Source organism: Streptomyces zagrosensis (genome assembly GCF_014203645.1).
GTDB classification, from domain to species: Bacteria; Actinomycetota; Actinomycetes; order Streptomycetales; family Streptomycetaceae; genus Streptomyces; species Streptomyces zagrosensis.
This window is the reverse complement of the sequence record NZ_JACHJL010000005.1, coordinates 119,325-137,986: the sequence shown is the minus strand read 5'-3', so window position 1 is coordinate 137,986 and position 18,662 is coordinate 119,325. Positions and strand designations below refer to the sequence as shown.

Genomic DNA, 18,662 nt, shown 5'->3' with positions numbered 1-18,662 from the left:
TCAGGGGCGTACCCACCATAGCCACCCGGGGGCCGTTTACGCAGGTCAAGGCCGCCCTTGCCTCATTTTTGCGTCGTTCTTGCCCCTCGTTCGCTCTGGGTTTCCGCAGGTCAAGGGGCTTTTCTGGCCGCTACGCCGGTACAGCGGAGCCTGGCCTCAAGCCCGCTATTGGACCGGCTTCCAACGGCAAAGGGGAACTTCATGCGACCTGCAATTTATGGCTACATGCGCGTCGTGAGCAGTGACGAGACGGACGACGAATCCGAGCGCGTGAAGCGCGAGTTGGCCACGCATGCCCAGCGCGAAGGCTTCGCGCTAGATCAGGTGTTCACGGAGAACATCAGGTGCTCGGAATCCGCGTTCTCCGTAATGCTCGACTCCTTGAAGCGCCATGATGTAAGGGACGTCATCGTCCCCTCGCTCTGGCACTTCGCTCACCGTTCGCGCCGACAAAGCGTACAGCTCCCGCGCGAACCGTGCCTACCTGCACAGGCGCGGCATCCGCTGCACCATCCCGGAGAAGCGCGACCAGATCGCCAACCGCAGGAAACTCGGCTCCCACGGTGGCCGGCCGCCGAAGTTCGACAAGACCGACTACAAAGAGCGCCACGCGGTGGAGTGCGGCATCAATCGCCTCAAACGCCACCGTGCGGTCGCCACGAGATACGACAAGCTCGCCGTCCGCTACGAGGCGACCGTACTGGTCGCAGCCATCAACGAGTGGCTGTGACCAACACTTTCGAAACGCACCCTAGAAGTACCGTTTGCAGATCTGTTCACAATGGCTGGGTACGTCATCCCATCCGACTTACCCAGTATGAGCGCCTATCTACGTACGCGCTACGGTCATCTGCCAGAGGATGCTATCGCTTCAGTTGACGAATATAACCAACGGCTCATCGATGAACACGGCCTCGACCCCAACGGTCCAGCTCCGTTCGAAGATGAGTCCGAGAAGCAATCAAAGAAATAGATACCGGATGGGGAGAGGAGGATCACTACGAACACTGCAAAAGACACCACCCCAACCGCCAGTCCCGGAGCGCTCACCGCGCTACGTGACCTCGGCCGTGAACCAGCCAGCTCCATGGCGGCCATGCGCCGCATCGCTGCCCAGCAGGCAGGGCTGCTCCGGGAGCTTCTGCCTGGCCCTACACGCCAGGCTTCCACCCACCTCACGAACCTCTTCCCGAGCATCGTCGTGGAGTCGGTTGCCCGCCTGCCTGTACCCGGAATTACCTACTGGGCAAATCGCCATTGGCACATCTATGTGCGCGAAGACGACTCGACCGACGAGCGGGCGTTTACAGTCCTCCATCAACTGAAGCACATCATCGATCATCCGCTACGCCGAGCGACAACCGCATTCGGCGATGCGGATTTGGACGCTTTGGCCAAGCACTTTGCTCGCCAAGTGCTCATCTGTGAGCCGATAAGGAAATCGGCATGAAGGAGAGGGGGGAACACCTGTGAACCAACCGCTCAACGCAAACAACGACAGCACGGACGATCTCATTCGCTACACGCAGGAAGCCGAAGGAGGAACGCGCAGCAGTGCACCAAGCGCGTACACCGACCTGTTCGATATTCTACTCGATGAAGAGGGCCAGAAAACCAAGCAATCGGTGCTACCACTCGTGCCGTCATCTATCTGCGCGTGTCCTCGGCCGGCCAGGTCAAGACGGACTACGATCCTGAAGGCATTTCCATCCCTGCCCAGCGCGTCGTCTGCCTGCGAAAGGCTGACCAGCTCGGCCTGACCATCATCGACGAATACATCGAGCCCGGAAAATCCGCCACCGAGATGACCAAGCGCGTGGCCTTCCAGCAGATGCTCACGCGCGTGCGCACCCTCCGAGACGTGGACTACGTCATCGTCTACAAGCTCTCGCGTGTGGCGCGCAACCGGCTCGACGACGCCATGGTCATGGCGGACCTGCGCAAGCGCAACGTCACGCTGATCTCGGCCACCGAGTCGATCGACGACTCACCCGTCGGCCAGCTCATGCACGGCATCCTGGCGACCTTTAACGAGTACCAGTCGCGCGAGTCGGGCGCCGACATCGCCTACAAGATGAGCCAGAAGGCCAAGAACGGCGGCACGCTCGGCCGCGCCCCTCTCGGGTACATCAACGTCTTCGACCGCTTCGAGGGCCGTGAGATCCGCACCGTGGCGGTCGATCCGGAACGCGCGCCCTTTGTCCAGGTCGCATTCGAGCTGTACGCCACCGGCCAGTACACCCTGGCTGACCTGGCCGACGAACTCTTCGACCGGGGCCTGCGCACGCGGCCCACCGCCCGGTATCCCGCGAAGCAAGTGTCGGTGAGCAAGCTCTCGGACATGCTCCGCGACCGCTACTACATCGGCTACATCGCCTACAAGGACGAGGAGTTCAAGGGCCGCCACGAGCCGCTCATCGACGACGGCCTCTGTGAACGCGTCCAGGAGATCATCGAAACGCGAGCCGCAGCTGGGGAGCGCCGCCGTGTACACCACCACTACCTCAAGGGCTCGCTCTTCTGTGAACGGTGCAGGCAAGCAGGCGTCACGCAGCGCCTGATCCTCCAGCGCACGATCAACGCTCGGGACACCGAGTACATGTACTTCTTCTGCCGCAACAGACAGGACGGCACCTGCCAGGCCCCGCACGTCAACGTCATCCACATTGAGGACGCCGTCGAGCAGCACTACGCCCGAGTGTGCTTCAGCCCCACCTTCGTCGCCGACATCCGCACGCACATCGCGGAGACCATCGGCGAAGAGGAAGCCGCCGCCCGGCTCCTCCACCGGCAGCTCACTACCGAGTTACAGGTGCTGGATGCGGGCGAAGAGAATCTCCTTGAGCTGGCAGCCGACGGCACCCTGCCCCAGGCCAAGATTAAGGCGAAGCTCCGCGACATCGAGCGCCAGCGGCAGCACCTCAAGAAACGGCTCAAGGAGACCGGCCAGGACCTCTCTGAGGGCGCCCGCCTGATCGAAGTCTGCTTGAAGCTACTGGAGAACCCACAGGAGCTATACCGTCGCTGTGACGACGATCAGCGCCGCCTGCTCAACCAATCGATCTTCCACGGCCTATACGTCGACGAGGAGCGGATCGCCGAGCATGACCTCAAGGAACCGTTCGCCCGGCTCCACGCTGTCCAAGCCGTCAGGCAGCAACCCCAGGCCCAGAACGCCAACAGGTCCCTCCCCCGAACGGGGAAGGGACCTGCGATGGACACCACCGAAGTCCTGCTGAAGGACATTGATTTGACCCCGTGTTCTAGTAAGCCTTCTATGGTGGTGGCTGCACCGCTACAACACCCGACGCCGTCACCCCCGCCGTGGACAACGAAGCCCCATCGCCTACGAGACAACCATCGCAACAACATCAACCACGCTGACCGAAGCCGCATGAGCGCGTGTCCAAGACCCGGGGTCAGGGCTCGTGCGGGACGTAAGTACACAGCGTGTGCATTGCACCTTCCTGGGGTTTGATCACGCTGGGCCGGTTCAGACCATGGCGGCGTGTGGCCCAGGGCATGGCGGCAGGGTGCGCCTCAAGGGTTCGTTTTGAGGTCAGGGCGGCCCAGAACCTAGCAAAATGAATGCCCCGTAGGCCCCGGACGCGGCTGCCAGAGCGCTCAGCGTCCACCAGGTTCGCATATTGCCCCACCGGACCAGTGCCACAGCGGCGGGGAGCAGCAGCGGGAAAGCGGGCATCATCAATCGTGGCCGGGATGTGAAGTAGCCTGAGCCAATCAGCGAGATGACGACCACGGCCACCGTGTAGATGAGCACCGGTAGGGGCTGGCGTTGCTTCACGCACCGCCACATGACCCAGCCGAGAAGTGTGAACACGGCAACCAGGCCAACACCGGCAAGCGGAGCTGAGCTCGTCAGATGCTCGAACACCATCTCCGTCAACGCGATACCGCCGTCAATGCTGTTGCCCCACTCGGCCTGCACTGCAAAGTAGGCCAAGGGGTCGCCCTGGCGAACGCCGACGAATACCACATATCCAAGCCATCCCAGTGGTGCGAGGGCAACGCCTGTCAACATGCGCCGGTGGGCGTGACTTATTGCGCTCCAGTCGAGGCCCTCGTTGCGTTCTGTTGCCACAGCGACCACAACAGTAATGGTGAGGGCTGCGATCAGGGCCGCTGCCGAGGGTCGCGTGAGCCCCGCGACGATTGTGAGAGGGGCGGCGAGAATCCATCGCTCAGTGAGCACGGCATACAGCGTCCATGCAGCCGTGGCTGTGAAGAGTGTCTCCGCGTATGCCATCGACTGGACGTATGCCGTGGGGTAACAAGCCCACATCACTGCCAGGACTACGCCGGTTCGCCGCCCGTGGAGGCGCGCGCCGACGGCGTATATGCCCCATGCAGCCGCCAAGGATGCTGTCCACGAGATGGCCAGGCCGGCAGTCGCCAGGCGCATGGGCAAAAGCTCGGCCAAGCCTCGCTCCAGCGCAGGGAGCATGGGGAAGAAGGCGAGGTCGGAGTGAACACTGCCGTTGGGTAAGTGCACTTCGTAGCCGTACCAGCCGTCGGCGACTCGCTGGTACCACAATGAATCCCATCGCTCGCACAATAGATGCAGTGCATCTTTGCCTGCCATGGGCGCGGCCACGAAGAGGATCGCCAGCCCTACCAGTCGCGCAGCTATGTACCCGAGCAAAGCTGGAGCGGCAGTTGTCAGCGCTGCCAATACCCGGTGCCGCCGTGGCGGAGTCGGCGGGGAGAGGGAGAGTGTAGATACTTTGTGTGTCTCGGTCTGCGACATGGACGAACGCTACGGTCCCTACCGTCCCGCCACTCCCGTCCGGCGTTCTTGTACCGGCCTATAACTTCCTTCTTCTTCGTGCGACGCTGCCCATGAGGTCCCCGGCATCTTGGTGTTCCCGGGTGCTCTTGGGTGTAGCGGAACTGGCCGCCCCAGTCGGGATGTTGGCGGCCCTCGACCGTCTTGGTGTTGCCCCGCGGGCTGAAGCCGTCTCCGCGCAGGAGATCAGCCACGGATTCCAGCGAGACATAGTGCCCTGCCCGGTAAGCTCGCGGGCCAGGGTGGCGGCTGCACTTCGTCGTCCAGTGCGGGGGCGACATCGGATCACCGCGACCGTCCGGTTCGATGAGTGCAAGCAGAGCAAGCACAGCAGGCAGAGGGCCGGGATCGAGATCCACCAGCCGCTTGCGGCCACGGTCTGCCGGCCGGGCCCGGCCCAGCAGGGCTTCCCCAGCAACGAGTTCGGCGAGCCTGCGGAACACGGTACTGGCCCGCACAGCTGTCGAATCCCACTATGAAGCTTGCCTCCTTGACCTGGACAGCCTGATACCGGGACAGAGGGACGCGGAGGCAGCAGTCAGATGGTGACCAGAGTGGGCGTTGTCCATTTCTGATAACGCGCTCTCCCAGCGTCGGGCGCATGCCGACGCGTGCGCGGCAGCTAAGCAACCGGTTGGACGGCGCTCCATGGGGGAGCGTGACCGTTAAGCCGCTTCACGGTCGAGGACTACCTGCTGTTCCTGCGGAAGGTCGGGAAAGGCTAGCTGACGCAGCGTCAGGGAAAGTCAGCATGTGGTCAGCAAGTGGTCTGCCAAACATGGTTACACCGGCCTGAACCCTGGAACGCGCAATGCCCCGACAAGGCGACACCGCAGCCCTGACTCCCATCGGTTCCGACAGGGCCTCGGCATCTGCGGCGCGCCGCCGCCGCCTCACGGCTCGAAGCTTGAAAACGCCAGCTCAGCGCGTACGTCCTCGTGCTTTCAAGGGCACAGGCGGCAACTCTGGCGCCGGCAGCACGGCCCCTTCATACGAGCCGACCGTGCCGAAGCGGGTGCCCGTCATCCAGTCCTCGCGGGCCTGGGCGATGTCCTCGTGAGAACGGCCGATGAAGTTCCACCACATGACGATGCGTTCCTCGAACGGCTCGCCGCCGAGGAGGAGGAAGGCGCTGTCCACGTCGGCCCGTAGAGGGAGTTCCGCTCGTCCGCAGCCGAGATACAGCAGCGACCCCGGGGCCAGCCGTACGCCGTCCACCTCGGCCTCGCCCGACATCGTCAGCGCGGCGTACTCGAAGTCGGGCCGCAGCGGCAGGCGCGTTTGGGTGCCGGCAGCCAGGGTCACATCGGCGCCCATCAGCGGGGTGTAGGTGGTGCCGGGGGAGCGGGCGCCGTCCAGTTCGCCGAGGATGACCGTGGCACTGAACCCGCCGCCGCCGGTGAGCCGGGGCAGCTTCGCATGGTGCTCCCAGGCCGGATCGGTGTGCCGGTGGCTGTCGGGGAGCGCCACCCATAGTTGGGCGCCGTGCAGGAGCTTCGCGTGCTCGCGCGGGGACTGTTCGGCGTGCGCGATGGCTCGCCCCGACGTCATCAGGCCCAACTGGCCGGGCCGTAGCGTCTGTTCATTGCCCAGGCTGTCCCGGTGCAGCACCTCGCCGTCGTGGAGCCAGCTCACCGTCTGCAACCCGATGTGTGGGTGGGGCGGCACCTGCATGCCCGGCTCGCGTTCGATGTCGTCGGGGCCGTAGTGGTCCACGAAGCACCATGCGCCCACCATCCGCCGGCCCATCGTCGGCAACAGTCGGCGCACCTCGGTGCTCTCGCCGAGCATGACCGGCTTTGCCGCCAGCAGCTCGCGGACGGGTTGCGCGGTGACGTCGGCGCGTCCGCCGCAAACGGTCGGTGCGGGCCGCAGATCCAGGTTGCTCATAGGAGCACTCTGCCATCGCGGCCCGCGGCGTTGAAAACGGTGTGCGGCGACGCTGCGGCACGTGAGGTCGAGAGGGCACCGTGGGCGTCGTACGCGGTGCCCCCGCGAGCGCGGTAGGGGCCCTTCCTCCTACGCGGTGGTGCCTGCGCCACCGTCCGCGCTGCTGTTGGGCGCGGACGATCGGGCGGGGCCGGCCGGGTGGGTTCCGGTCTGCGTCTGCGGGTACAGCGGGATGGCCCCTGCGACGAGCGCGCTGCCGATCAGCCACCCGGCCAGCACATCGGTGGGCCAGTGCACCCCGAGGTACAGCCGGGTGAAGCCCACACCGAGCACCGAGACCAGGGCCGCCGCCGCGGCGGCCCTCCACCAGACCAGGCGGACGTTACCCACCCAAAGCAGCCACAGCAGCAGCCCACAGGTGACGGTCGCGGTCAGCGCGTGGCCCGAGGGGAAGGCCGCGTAGTGCGCCGAGTCCACCGGGTCGGGCCAGCGCGGTCGATCCCGGCCGACCGCGGCCTTCAGGCCCTGCTGGAGGGCCGTGCCGATGGCGGCGGTGGCCGCCATCCACAGCGCGACCGGCCAACGGCGGGTGCAGAGCAGCCACCCCGCCACGGCGGCGAGCAGCGCACGCATCGCCCACGGGTCCCAGACCCAGTCGGACAAGATCCGGTTGGTCCGCGTCCAACCGTCGTGCATCACGGCGGAGCGGTGCAACTCGCTCGCGAGGTCGCGATCCGCGGACATGAGCGGCCCCCATTCCATGGCGACCAGCGGCAGCAGCGCCGCCAGCAGCGCCAGGCACACCGCCCCCGTCAGCGCACAGGCCCGCCGCATCAGCGGCAGGCGGAAGGGGGAACGGTCAGTGGGGTGGCGGGGTGGCGGTCGCATGAGGTCGATGATCGCGGACGGGGAGGGGGTAAGGGCAACGGTTCGGTACGAGGTGTACGCATCGCCACCCCCGCATGCCGCCTTCACGGTGCGCCGCCTCGGCCAACCAACGGTCCATCGGCGCCGCGGTGGAGGCGGCGTTAACTCAGCGCGCGCAGCGCCGGTACGAAGGTGACCAGCACCGGCACGATCGGGACCAGAGCCGCCGCGGCCGTCAGCCGCCAGCGGCGTGCCGTCGTGAAGCGCGGCGCGGGCGTCAGCAGCCGGTTCACTCGGCGCGGGACTTCGGCAATGCCGGGGCAGGGGCCGAACACGCCGCGCTCTTCGTTGAGTTCGACGAGCGCGAGCGCGATGGCCAGGCGGCCGAAGCGGCGTGAGGCAACGTCGTCGGCGGCCAGCTCCACGAGCCGATGCACCTGATCCCGAAACGCGGCGAAGACTGGCACCTGCGGGAACCCACCTGCCAGCGCCGATGCGGCGTTCAGCAGCCAGTGATGGCGCGCCTGCGCGTGACCCTGCTCGTGTGCGAGAACCGCGTCGAGTTGCCGTTTGTTCAGCCGCTGTAGTGCGGCCGTGGTGATGACCAGTTGCGGTGCTGTGCCCGGCAGCCACCAGGCATCGGGGCGGTCCCCCTCCAACACGACGAGGCGGTTCGCGCTGGGCTCTTCCCCCGGAAGTGCAGGGGAGCGTACGAGCAGGTCCGTACGCCGCTGCTTGCGCTGGGCTCGCGAGCCGCGCACTTCGCGGGTCAGCATGATGACGTTCCACGCGGCGCCGCAGGCCAGGACGACCGCGACCGGAGCGGCCCACGGTCCGTAGCCGGTGAGCGCGTACGCCTCCATCACTCCGTTCGGCGCGGGCGCGAAGATATTGCCCCGCACGGCCTCCCAGGCCGCCGCCGCGCTCAGGGACATCGCCAGCGCGCAGCACATGATGACGCCGACCACCACGCACTGCCACACCCATAGGGCGAGCACCGGTTCGCGGTCGGGCCAGTCGGAGCGGGTGAGCATGCGCGGCGCCATTGCCGCGGCCAGCGTTCCGAGGACCAGCAGCACGAGCGGGACCATCATGTCCCTCAGCCTATGAGGGGTGCGCTGGGAGCTGGTACGGTCTGGCGCCGAAGTGACGTAGGACACGCACGTTCGAGGTGTTGCGGAACGATGGCCTCCGCGGGGCGGCGCGGTCAAGCCGTCGCTTGGCTGGCTTCAGCGCATGGGTCTCGCGCGGCGCATCGTCACCTGGCCCGAGGTGAGGTCTATCGGGCCGCGGCCGGGGTCGCCGTCGCCGACGTCGTCCAGGCACAGCTCCATCCGTTCGCGCTCTTCCTGGGTGTGCTTGCGACCAGGCGCGAACAGCTCGTCGAGCAGGTTGAACACCGCGGCCTCCCGTTCGGCGCCCTCGGCCAGCGGCCTACCACATCGTGCGGTGGCGCGACGACCCGTGCTGTGAGCGTACCTTCGGCGCTGTGGCACGCGGGAGCCGGTGCGGGGGCGCCGGTGGGGGATGGGCGCCGCATCGTGTGGCTGCCAGGCCCATCCCGTCAGCAGCTTCGTACCGCCGCCTCGGCAGGCGTCGAACGGCCCGTTTCGGGCCCTTGAGCTGCCTCACCGGTCACCCTCCGTCACCTAAAGCGGGATGCGTTGGGGTGGCGCGGAGCTGGTGTACCGGGGGTCGATCAGAGGCCGGGACGGTAGCGCAGCGGGTGATCGACGGGCACCTCCACTAGGACGATCTTGACGTCATCGGGGTCGGAGATCCACATTTCCACCAGCCCCCACGGCTCTTGTAGTGGCGGGCGCAGCACCTGCGCGCCGCGCTGTGACAGTTTCTTGTGTGCCGCTGCGGCGTCCGCGACCTGCATCCATAGCTGTAGGCCGGGAGCGGGCGGGGTCTCCGAGCGCCCGGAGACCTCCAGGAAGCCGCCGCCCAGGAAGTAGACCGTGCCCCGCTCGGGTCCGGTGCCAAATTCGCGGGAGACCTCAAGGCCGAGCGTGCGCCCGTAGAAGGTGCGCGAACGCTCGGGATCGGTAGGACGCAGAAGCACTCGGCTGCTCAGCACATGCACCATGGTCGTGACCCTACGCATGCGCAGGAGCGAATGCGGGCGAAACCGGTCAGTCGCCGTAGCGCGGCCGGGGCCACTCCTGCCCCTTCTGCCTCGTGCGCCGCTCGTGCGCCCTCGCGTTCGCCTAGCGCTTCGCGCGATTCCTGTTGCGCGTGCGTGGTGTGTGGGCTGCGGGGCGCCGTCGCGAGGCGTGTGGCTGCAAAGGGCTTGGAGCGTCCCGTTAGGCCGTGTACCGCGCCGCGCTCTTGATCTCCGGGTAGTCGGTCGTGGCGCCGTCCAGGCCCATGCCGCGCGCGATCTTGAGGTGTTCTGGCGTGTTGACGGTCCAGCCGATGACCTTGAGGCCCGTGGCGTGGGCGCGTTCGACCAGTTCCAGGGTGAGCCGGCGGATGTTGAGGATGAGCATGGCGGCGTCGGCGGCCAGCGCGCGGTCGATCACATCGAGCCCGTAGCGGCTTGCGACCAGGCCCGTCCGTACCCCGGGCAGCAGCTTGGCCATCTCGGTGATGGCCTCGTCGTGGAAGGAGATGACGTCCACGCGCTCGGTCAGATCGCGTCGAGTGAGGACATCGGCCAGTGCCCTGGCCGCTGCCACGTCCTTGATCTCGGCCTGAATGGGGGCCTTGACCGCGTCCACGACTTCTTCGAAGACGGGGATGCGCTCGCCTTGTCCTGCGTCGAATCCACGCAGCTCGGCGAGGGTGAAGTCGCGGATGGGGCCGGTGCTGTCGGTGGTGCGGTCCACGTCCGCGTCGTGCATGACGACGAGCGCGCCGTCCTTGCTCAGGCGCAGGTCCAGTTCGATGACGTCAAGGCCCTCGTGGTCGGCGCGGACGAACGAACGCAGAGTGTTCTCGGGTTCGACACCCATGACGCCGCGGTGTCCGATGGTGAGGAAGGTCAACGCTGGCTCCTTCGTAGGTCTGCCCAGGGCGGTGGAGGGGCGGTACGAGGCGGCGGGGCCCGAGGTGAGTGCGTCGGCCGCTGCCGGCGGCGGCCAGCCTAACGGGCGCTTGGGCACCAGCGGTGTGACGAGCGGTGTACGGCGCGCGTCCGGCGGGGGTGACGCCGCCACGCTCCTCGCCTTGGGGCCCGCACAGCCCGAGCCTGCGCCCGTCCCTTGGCCGTGTAGCCCGTCCTCGCGCCCCTCACACCCTTCGTGCCTACCCGCCTCGACGAGCTGTCTTGAGCACCGAAACCGCTCTCGACAGGAAAAACGGCGGCCTAAACCCGGTTTAGGCAGGATAATTTTTCGCTGATCCACTTGAGATGAAGATCTGTCCACGGATACGGTGACTCCACGCGAGGTTCTTCCGTGGAGGAGTGATCATGACGAAAATTCTCGCGCCGGAGACGGCGATCGATGGCGTTCTGTCCGCGGAGCGTGTGGTGGACCACCCGGCTTGGGGCGTACTCAAGGACGCTGTGGAGACCGTGCGTCCATGGCAGTCCAAGGACGGTTCGGTCGATCTTGAGGCGGACGGCGCGCCCACGATCGACGCCCTGCGGCATGAGGTGGAACGAGCCGTCGCGGCCATCGACGAACTGGCGCCGCTGCTCCCGCATGACGCCGCGTACCACCGGGCGCTGACCACCGACCTGCGCCGCTGGGCCGACTCCGGCTACGGCATCCCGGACTTCCTCGACTCGCTTTTGGCCTTCCAGCCCGCGCAGCAGCGCGCCGATGGGCTCCAGCACCTCGTGGTCTTCCCGATGTACACGCAAAACGGCAACCCCGACCGCAACTTCGAGGCAGTCGTGCTGCGCGTGGTGTGGCCACAGTGGCTGGCTGAGCTGGAGCGCACCCGTTACGACAACCCGCTCTTCCTCGGCATCACCTTCGAGGACTTCACCGCCGGCTACGACACCAACTCCGCCGTGCTCTTCCCGGAGACCATCGCCGTGCGCCAGGCGCCCGAGCGGTTCAGCTGGGGCGGCATCTTCTGCGACCGGGAGGCAGCGCGCTTTCGCCGGGTCAGCGAGGCGGCGGTGGACACGCTCGGCATCGACCTGCCCGCCGAGGCCCGCGAGCTCATCGGCGACCAGCAGCGCTGTCAGCAGGCTTTCGTGCTGTGGGACATGATCCACGACCGTACGCACAGCCATGGCGACCTGCCCTTCGACCCCTTCATGATCAAGCAGCGACAGCCGTTTTGGATGTACGGGCTTGAGGAACTGCGCTGCGACCTCACGGCGTTCAAGGAAGCGGTGAAGCTGGAGGCCGAGGGCTATCCGCAAGCACGCGACATGCAGTACGCGGTGATCTTCGACCGGATGTTCCGCTTCCCGGTCACCGGCAACAGGGTGCGCAACTACGACGGGCTCGGCGGTCAGCTCCTTTTCGCTTACCTCCACAAGCACGACGTCGTACGCTGGACCGACAACACCTTGCACATCGACTGGGCCAACGCACCGCAGGTCACCAACCAGCTCTGCGGCGAAATCGAACAGCTCTACCGCGACGGCATCGACCGGCCCAAGCTCGTGCACTGGTTCAAGGCGTACGAACTGGTCGCTTCCTACCTTGCCCCGCACCCCGGCTCCGCATGGGCCAAGGGCCCCGACGCCCTCGACCTGTCGCTGCCGCCCCGCAAACTGGTCGATGACGTGCTCCCGGACGAGTTCCCGCTCAGCATGTTCTACGAGGCACTCGCCAAGAAGCTGAAGACTGTGATCGCCTCTACTCAGGGCATCACGGCCAAGAGCGCGGACCCGGTGGCCGCATGACCCCGTCCGAGCAGTCCGACCAGGAGGCGACGATCATGACCGACAACGCAGTGGCCGGTGCGGCAGCTCCTGGCCAGGGCATGCTGGAGGGCGCCGTCATCGCGGTGGCCGGCGCCGCGGGCCCTGCCGGACGGGCCACCTTGCTGCGGCTGGCGGAGGCGGGCGCCACCGTCGTCGCCTCCGACGCGGATGCGGCCCGGCTGGCCGAGGCCGTGGACGCCGCGCGGTATGCGCACGGTGGCGCCACCGTCACGGGCGACACGGTCGATCTACTCGACCCGCTCGCGGCCCGCGAGTGGGCGACGCGTACCGAAAAGGAATTCGGCCGCATCGACGGTCTGGTGCACCTGGTGGGCGGCTGGCGCGGCTCGGCGACCTTCGCCGAAACCGACCTGGACGACTGGGAGCTGCTGCACAAGCTTCTCGTACGCACCGTCCAGCACACCTCGCTCGCCTTCCACGACGGGCTGCGACGCAGCGCCAACGGCCGCTACCTGCTGATCAGCGCCGCCGGAGCGAGCAAGCCCACTGCCGGCAACGCGGCCTACGCGGCGGCCAAGGCTGCCGCCGAGGCGTGGACCTTGGCATTGGCCGACGCGTTCCGCAAGGCGGGGGGCGAGGCGGGGCCGACGTCCGCGGCTGCGATCCTGGTGGTCAAGGCGCTGGTGCACGACGCCATGCGAGCGGAGCGCCCCAACGCGAAGTTCGCGGGCTTCACGGACGTCAAGGAACTGGCCGATGCCATCGCCGGCGTCTGGGAGCAGCCCGCACGAGAGGTGAACGGAACCCGCCTGTGGCTGACCGCGAAGCCGTAACGCCCCGTAAGACCGACGCCCGTCGCCACCACGATCCGGCCGTACGCGGCTTCGCCAGCGACAACTACGCCGGCGCTCCGCCAGAGATCCTGGCCGCCATCGCCCTAGCCAACGACGGCCATCAGGTGGCCTATGGCGAGGACGACTACACCACGCACCTGCAAGACGTCATGCGCAGCCACTTCGGCCCGCTGGCGGTGACCTACCCGGTCTTCAACGGCACCGGCGCCAATGTCGTCGCCCTACAGGCGCTCACCGACCGCTGGGGCGCGGTGATCGCCGCCGACTCGGCGCACATCCACGTCGATGAGTGCGGGGCTCCCGAGCGGGTGGGCGGTTTGAAGTTGCTCACCGTGCCCACCCCGGACGGCAAGCTCACGCCCGAGCTCATCGATCGCGAGGCATACGGCTGGGACGACGAGCACCGCGCCATGCCGCAGGTCGTCTCGATCACCCAGAACACCGAGCTTGGCACCGTCTACACGCCCGACGAGATTCGCGCCATCTGCGACCACGCCCACGAGCGTGGCATGAAGGTGCACCTCGACGGCGCCCGGATAGCCAACGCCGCGGCCTCACTCGACGTCCCGATGCGGGCGTTCACCTACGCCGCGGGCGTGGACGTGCTGTCGTACGGCGGCACCAAGAACGGCATGCTTTTCGGCGAGGCCGTGGTCGTACTCGACCCGGACTCGGTACGGGCGATGAAGCACCTGCGCAAGTTGTCCATGCAGCTCGCCTCCAAGATGCGCTTTGTCTCCGTGCAGTTGGAGGCGCTCCTGGCCAAGGACCTATGGCTGCGCAACGCGCGGCACGCCAACACCATGGCGCGGCGGTTGGCCGACGCGGTCCGCGGTGTGGATGGCGTGGACATTCTCTACCCGGTGCAGGCCAACGCGGTTTTCGCCCGGCTGCCGCACGATGTCAGCGAGCGGCTGCAAAAGCGCTACCGCTTCTACTTTTGGGACGAGACCGCAGGTGACGTGCGGTGGATGTGCTCCTTTGACACCACTGAGGAAGACGTGGACGGCTTCGCCGCCGCCCTCAAGGAGGAGTTGGGTAGGTAGCTTTTCGCCCGCTGCCCAGCTGCTGTATCCGTACGCAGCATCCGCGGCTGGCCGGACATCCACGGATGTCCGGCCAGCCGCGCCCTGCTGTTCGCTGGGCGCTCACCCCCGGGAACACCGCCCAGAAATCGACGCCCAGGGATAAGCGCTTGGGGTCAGTGGCCCGCGGGCTGGGGCGGCGCCGGGGCGGTGCCGCCGAGGTGGGCCGGAACCCACCAGGTGTCGTCGGGGCCCTTGGGGCGTACCGGATAGGCACGCTGCGCCGCCTCAAGGAGCTCTTGCACCCGGGCCCGCAGCCGCTCGGTGATGGAGTCCGCCGGCTCGCTCGGGTCCGCGTCCATGGGCTCGCCGACCCGCACCGTGATCGGGAAGTGATGGCGCCCCAGGTCCCGCTTATGGCCCTTGGTCCACAGCCGCTGCGTGCCCCACAACGCTATCGGGAGCAGCGGCACGCTCGCCTCTTGTGCCATGCGGGCCGCACCCGACTTGAACCCCTTGAGCGTGAAGGACTCGGAGATCGTCGCCTCCGGGAACACGCCGATGATCTCGCCGGAGCGTAGCGACTGCACCGCGTGTCGGTACGCGTCAATGCCCTGCTTGCGATCGACCGGGATGTGCTTCATCGCCCGCATCAGTGGTCCGGAAACCTTGTGCCGGAAGACCGATTCCTTGGCCATGAAACGCACCAGGCGCTTCGCCGGTCGCGTGGTGAGCCCTGCGAAGACGAAGTCGAGGTACCCGATGTGGTTGCTCACCAGGACGGCACCACCACGGCGAGGAATGTTCTCGGTGCCCTGAATGTCAAAGCGCAGGTCCAGCGCCTTGAACATGGTGCGGGCCATGCCGATCACGGGTGGATAGACGAGCTCTGCCATCGAGGGGGACCCTTCTGCCATTCCTTGGGAGGGCTCTCCCGGTGGAAGTTACGCGGCCGTAGGTACAGGCTTTCCGCTGATCGTGCCTGATGTCGGGCGCTGCGGCCAGCCTTCGGGCCGCCCGGGAGGGAGATCCTCATCACGGGTAGCGGCCAGATGTCGAGTAGAGCGGTCGCCACCTTGCCGCAACCGACTCCTGCCCCGCACTCGATGCCTCATGCTTGGTGTATGACGCAACGATTGACAGCCGCCGAACTGGAGGCCGACCGGCTCGGCGAGCGCGCGACGCTGGTGCAGTTCTCCAGCGCCTTCTGTCAGCCGTGTCGTGCCACTCGACGCGTGCTCACGTCGGTCACCTCCATGGTCGAGGGCGTTATGCATCTCGAAATTGACGCGGAGGCCAAACTTGCGTTGGTCCGGCGCCTTGGCGTGGTGCAGACCCCAACGGTCATCGTCTTGGACGCGGCGGGCCGTGTGGTGTCCACGGCCGAGGGGCAACCCCGTACCGCCGACGTCATCGCCGCGCTCGGCCGGGCCCTTGACGGGCCGTGATGGATCTCCCACCTGCCGATATGGTCTTGACCTCGGCGTTCAAGCGTCGTCACTCTGACGTGATGCGGCCTGGCTTCCTTCTCTACGGACGCGTCCATGTGGACCTCGTCCGACATGCAAGCGCGTGCTGTCCGAGTCCCTGAGCGACCACGGCAACGCGCCCCCGCTGGCCCGGTTCGGGCGAGAAAACACCGGGGGAAGACAGCACTGAGCACCGGGAGAACGCACCACCCTTCTCCCCGCCGCCTCCCCGCAGTAGAAGGAACAGCCCATGACGGCCTCGCCCGACCTCGGCGCGACCCGGCTCGCCGCCACCCATGTCTTCCGCTCCGTCTTTCGTCGCCAAGCCTCCACCGTCGCGGTTATCACCGCGCGTGGTGAGCGCCCCGTGGGCTTCACCGCCACCTCGTTGGCGTCGGTCTCCGCCGAACCGCCGTTGCTCTCCTTCGGCGTGGGCACCGACTCATCGAGTTGGCCGGTGCTGTCCAAGGCCCGGTATGTCGGCGTCCACCTGCTGGGCGAGCACCAGCGGGAGCTCGCGGCGACGTTTGCCCGCAGCGGCGCCGACCGATTCGCCGCGCCCACCCGCTGGCGTATCGGACCCGAGGGCATACCCCTGCTTGAGGGTGTGCTGGCCTGGACGGTGTGCGAGGTGGTGGCTCGTATACCTGCCGGAGACCACCGCGTGGTCATCGCCCGGGTGCTCGCCGGGGACCCGGCCGGAGCGGGCCGCCCGCTGCTCTACCACCAGGGGCGCTTCAACGCTCTGCGGGACTGACCGGTCCCGGTTTACGCCGTTGGCAAGGTCACAGTTCGACGGCCTTGCGAACGGGGAAAACCGTAGGTGTACTGACGAGTAATATTGTGGTCGAGGGTACGAACCGCCCCGATCGGGGTCTGCCCCTGAAGGCGCCTATGCTGCCAGCACACGGCAGTTTGCGAAGAGACGATGCAGTAGGAGAGCCGGCGTGAGCTTGAGGATCGTTGTCTGTGTGAAGTACGTGCCCGACGCCACCGGCGACCGGCACTTCGCCGAGGACCTGACCACCGACCGTGACGCGGTGGACGGCCTGCTGTCCGAGCTGGATGAGTACGCGGTCGAGCAGGCGCTCCAGATCGCCGATGGCGTGGACGACGCGGAGATCACCGTGCTCACCGTCGGTCCCGAGGACGCCAAGGACGCACTGCGCAAGGCACTGTCGATGGGTGCCGACAAGGCGGTGCACGTCGAGGACGACGACCTGCACGGTACGGACGCGCTCGGCACCTCGCTCGTCCTCACCAAGGCCATCGAGAAGATCGGCTACGACCTGGTGGTGTGCGGCATGGCCTCCACTGACGGCACCATGGGCATCCTCCCGGCGATCTTGGCCGAGCGGCTGGGCGTACCGCAGGTGACGCTGCTGTCCGAGGTCGGCGTCGCGGACGGCAAGGTGACCGGCCGCCGTGACGGCGACACCGCCAGCGAGCAGCTTGAGGCGGCCCTGCCGGCGGTGGTATCGGTGACCGACCAGTCCGGCGAGGCCCGCTACCCCTCCTTCAAGGGCATCATGGCGGCGAAGAAGAAGCCGGTGGAGTCGTGGGACCTGGAGGACCTGGACCTGGAGGCCGGCGAGGTCGGTCTTGCGGGCGCCTGGACCGCGGTCCAGGACGCGACCGAGCGTCCGGCGCGTACGGCGGGCACCGTTGTCAAGGACGAGGGTGAGGGCGGCAAGCAGCTCGCCGAGTTCCTGGCGGGCCAGAAGTTCATCTGACCCGCATGCGCGCGCTCGTTGGCGGCGCGCGGCCCGCAGCGGGCCTCGGCCCCGCGGTCCGGCGGCTGCCGACATCGCCCCCGGGCGCACATCGCGCCCCCTTCCACCGACTTCGCACTTTCTTCGCAGGAGAGCAGATCCATGGCTGAAGTTCTTGTCTATGTTGACCATGTGGACGGTGCCGTCCGTAAGCCGACCCTTGAGCTGCTGACGTTGGCCCGCCGCATCGGCGAGCCGGTCGCGGTGCACCTGGGCGCCGGCGTGGACACCGCCGCGCCGGTGCTGGCCGAGCATGGCGCGGTCAAGGTGCTTGCCGCCGACGCGCCGGAGTTCGCCGACTACCTGGTCGCGCCGAAGGTGGACGCGTTGCAGGCGGCGTACGACGCCGTCTCCCCGGTTGCCGTGCTCGTGGCGTCGTCGGCCGAGGGCAAGGAGATTGCCGCGCGTCTCGCGGTGCGCATCGGCTCGGGCATCATCACCGACGCCATTGACTTGGAGGCGGGTGACGAGGGCCCGATCGCCACTCAGTCGGTGTTCGCCGCCGCCTTCACCACCAAGTCCCGAGTGACCAAGGGGGCTCCGGTCATCACCGTCAAGCCGAACGCCGCCGCGGTGGAGGCCGCGCCGGCCGCCGGTGCGGTCGAGCAGCTCGCCGTGACCGTGGCGGACAGCTCGAAGGGCACCAAGATCGTCTCGCGTACCCCGCGTGAGTCGAGCGGGCGCCCGGAGCTGACCGAGGCCGCGATCGTGGTATCCGGTGGCCGTGGCGTCAACGGCGCCGAGAACTTCCCGATCATCGAGGGTCTGGCCGACTCGCTCGGCGCGGCCGTCGGCGCCTCGCGCGCCGCCGTGGACGCGGGCTGGTACCCGCACACCAACCAGGTGGGTCAGACCGGCAAGTCGGTCTCCCCGCAGCTCTACATCGCTGCGGGCATCTCCGGCGCCATCCAGCACCGCGCCGGCATGCAGACCTCGAAGACCATCGTGGCCATCAACAAGGACGCCGAGGCCCCGATCTTCGACCTGGTGGACTACGGCGTGGTCGGCGACCTCTTCCAGGTCGTCCCGCAGCTCACCGAAGAGGTCACGTCCCGCAAGGGCTGACGGCAGCGGCCGGTCATCGACCGGCGCCCGCACCATCAACGGCAGGCCCCGCGCATCCTCGCGCGGGGCCTGCCGCGTACCTGGGCGATACCCGGTTCCAGCCCAGCCCAGCCAG

General features: G+C 67.4%; 19 protein-coding genes and 1 pseudogene. 11 read left to right on the top strand and 9 right to left on the bottom strand.

Annotated elements, in window-relative coordinates:
- Window positions 1-439: 439 nt before the first annotated feature.
- From FHS42_RS11845 to FHS42_RS11835, 3 genes and pseudogenes are all read left to right on the top strand, one after another.
- A pseudogene (locus FHS42_RS11845) lies at window positions 440-730 on the top strand (transposase); the annotation flags it as partial.
- A 366-nt stretch (window positions 731-1,096) separates the two neighbouring features.
- The gene (locus FHS42_RS11840; protein WP_184571883.1) at window positions 1,097-1,450 is read left to right on the top strand and encodes an ImmA/IrrE family metallo-endopeptidase; all 354 of its coding nucleotides are present in this window, start codon (window positions 1,097-1,099) and stop codon (window positions 1,448-1,450) included.
- Between the two features lie 171 nt (window positions 1,451-1,621).
- Complete coding sequence (locus tag FHS42_RS11835) at window positions 1,622-3,478, top strand: recombinase family protein (RefSeq protein ID WP_184572365.1); 1,857 nt, start codon at window positions 1,622-1,624, stop codon at window positions 3,476-3,478.
- A gap of 81 nt (window positions 3,479-3,559) precedes the next feature.
- Here the strand turns inward: FHS42_RS11835 and FHS42_RS11830 are convergent, their stop codons facing one another.
- The 8 genes from FHS42_RS11830 to FHS42_RS11795 form a co-directional block, all read right to left on the bottom strand.
- A complete protein-coding gene (locus tag FHS42_RS11830; protein ID WP_184572398.1) occupies window positions 3,560-4,768 on the bottom strand; it encodes a putative hexosyltransferase in 1,209 nt (402 codons plus the stop codon).
- The gene (locus tag FHS42_RS39065) at window positions 4,681-5,136 is read right to left on the bottom strand and encodes an ISAzo13-like element transposase-related protein (protein WP_376772580.1); all 456 of its coding nucleotides are present in this window, start codon (window positions 5,134-5,136) and stop codon (window positions 4,681-4,683) included. Before FHS42_RS39065 ends, FHS42_RS11830 begins: the two co-directional genes overlap by 88 nt.
- A 592-nt stretch (window positions 5,137-5,728) precedes the next feature.
- Window positions 5,729-6,697 carry a pirin family protein gene (locus FHS42_RS11820; RefSeq protein ID WP_184571872.1) on the bottom strand — a complete coding sequence of 323 codons (969 nt, stop codon included), beginning with the start codon at window positions 6,695-6,697 and terminating at the stop codon, window positions 5,729-5,731.
- 129 nt (window positions 6,698-6,826) lie between these two features.
- Complete coding sequence (locus FHS42_RS11815) at window positions 6,827-7,585, bottom strand: phosphatase PAP2 family protein (protein WP_376772572.1); 759 nt, start codon at window positions 7,583-7,585, stop codon at window positions 6,827-6,829.
- Window positions 7,586-7,725: 140 nt separating this feature from the next.
- Entirely contained in the window at window positions 7,726-8,658 is a 933-nt protein-coding gene (locus tag FHS42_RS11810; protein ID WP_184571870.1) for a M56 family metallopeptidase, read from the bottom strand.
- 135 nt (window positions 8,659-8,793) lie between these two features.
- Window positions 8,794-8,964 carry a DUF6191 domain-containing protein gene (locus FHS42_RS11805; RefSeq protein WP_184571868.1) on the bottom strand — a complete coding sequence of 57 codons (171 nt, stop codon included), beginning with the start codon at window positions 8,962-8,964 and terminating at the stop codon, window positions 8,794-8,796.
- A 299-nt stretch (window positions 8,965-9,263) separates the two neighbouring features.
- Window positions 9,264-9,656 carry a VOC family protein gene (locus FHS42_RS11800; RefSeq protein WP_184572363.1) on the bottom strand — a complete coding sequence of 131 codons (393 nt, stop codon included), beginning with the start codon at window positions 9,654-9,656 and terminating at the stop codon, window positions 9,264-9,266.
- A 217-nt stretch (window positions 9,657-9,873) separates the two neighbouring features.
- Window positions 9,874-10,557, bottom strand: coding sequence for a glycerophosphodiester phosphodiesterase (locus FHS42_RS11795; protein WP_184571866.1), 684 nt, complete (start codon window positions 10,555-10,557; stop codon window positions 9,874-9,876).
- 425 nt (window positions 10,558-10,982) lie between these two features.
- On the opposite strand from FHS42_RS11795, the gene FHS42_RS11790 reads away from it, so the two are divergent.
- Genes FHS42_RS11790 through FHS42_RS11780 form a run of 3 tightly spaced genes read left to right on the top strand, consistent with a single transcriptional unit; the run spans window position 10,983 to window position 14,262 of the window.
- On the top strand, window positions 10,983-12,380 hold the full coding sequence (locus FHS42_RS11790) for a DUF6421 family protein (RefSeq protein WP_184571864.1): 1,398 nt from the start codon (window positions 10,983-10,985) through the stop codon (window positions 12,378-12,380).
- A gap of 35 nt (window positions 12,381-12,415) precedes the next feature.
- Window positions 12,416-13,195 (top strand): SDR family NAD(P)-dependent oxidoreductase, encoded by a 780-nt coding sequence (locus FHS42_RS11785; protein ID WP_184572362.1) that lies wholly within the window; start codon window positions 12,416-12,418, stop codon window positions 13,193-13,195.
- Entirely contained in the window at window positions 13,174-14,262 is a 1,089-nt protein-coding gene (locus tag FHS42_RS11780; RefSeq protein ID WP_184571862.1) for a threonine aldolase family protein, read from the top strand. Before FHS42_RS11785 ends, FHS42_RS11780 begins: the two co-directional genes overlap by 22 nt.
- A 155-nt stretch (window positions 14,263-14,417) precedes the next feature.
- Here the strand turns inward: FHS42_RS11780 and FHS42_RS11775 are convergent, their stop codons facing one another.
- Entirely contained in the window at window positions 14,418-15,137 is a 720-nt protein-coding gene (locus tag FHS42_RS11775) for a lysophospholipid acyltransferase family protein (RefSeq protein ID WP_184571860.1), read from the bottom strand.
- Window positions 15,138-15,365: 228 nt separating this feature from the next.
- Between FHS42_RS11775 and FHS42_RS11770 the strand changes: the two genes are divergently transcribed.
- The 5 genes from FHS42_RS11770 (at window position 15,366) to FHS42_RS11755 (ending at window position 18,547) form a co-directional block, all read left to right on the top strand.
- Window positions 15,366-15,689, top strand: a complete 324-nt coding sequence (locus FHS42_RS11770; protein WP_184571859.1) for a TlpA family protein disulfide reductase — start codon at window positions 15,366-15,368, stop codon at window positions 15,687-15,689.
- On the top strand, window positions 15,689-15,832 hold the full coding sequence (locus FHS42_RS38590; protein ID WP_312866841.1) for a putative leader peptide: 144 nt from the start codon (window positions 15,689-15,691) through the stop codon (window positions 15,830-15,832). Before FHS42_RS11770 ends, FHS42_RS38590 begins: the two co-directional genes overlap by 1 nt.
- A gap of 128 nt (window positions 15,833-15,960) precedes the next feature.
- Window positions 15,961-16,467: a flavin reductase family protein gene (locus tag FHS42_RS11765; protein ID WP_184571857.1), complete on the top strand. Its 507-nt coding sequence runs from the start codon at window positions 15,961-15,963 to the stop codon at window positions 16,465-16,467.
- 190 nt (window positions 16,468-16,657) lie between these two features.
- Window positions 16,658-17,443 carry an electron transfer flavoprotein subunit beta/FixA family protein gene (locus FHS42_RS11760; protein WP_184571855.1) on the top strand — a complete coding sequence of 262 codons (786 nt, stop codon included), beginning with the start codon at window positions 16,658-16,660 and terminating at the stop codon, window positions 17,441-17,443.
- Between the two features lie 141 nt (window positions 17,444-17,584).
- A complete protein-coding gene (locus FHS42_RS11755) occupies window positions 17,585-18,547 on the top strand; it encodes an electron transfer flavoprotein subunit alpha/FixB family protein (RefSeq protein WP_184571853.1) in 963 nt (320 codons plus the stop codon).
- Window positions 18,548-18,662 lie beyond the last annotated feature (115 nt).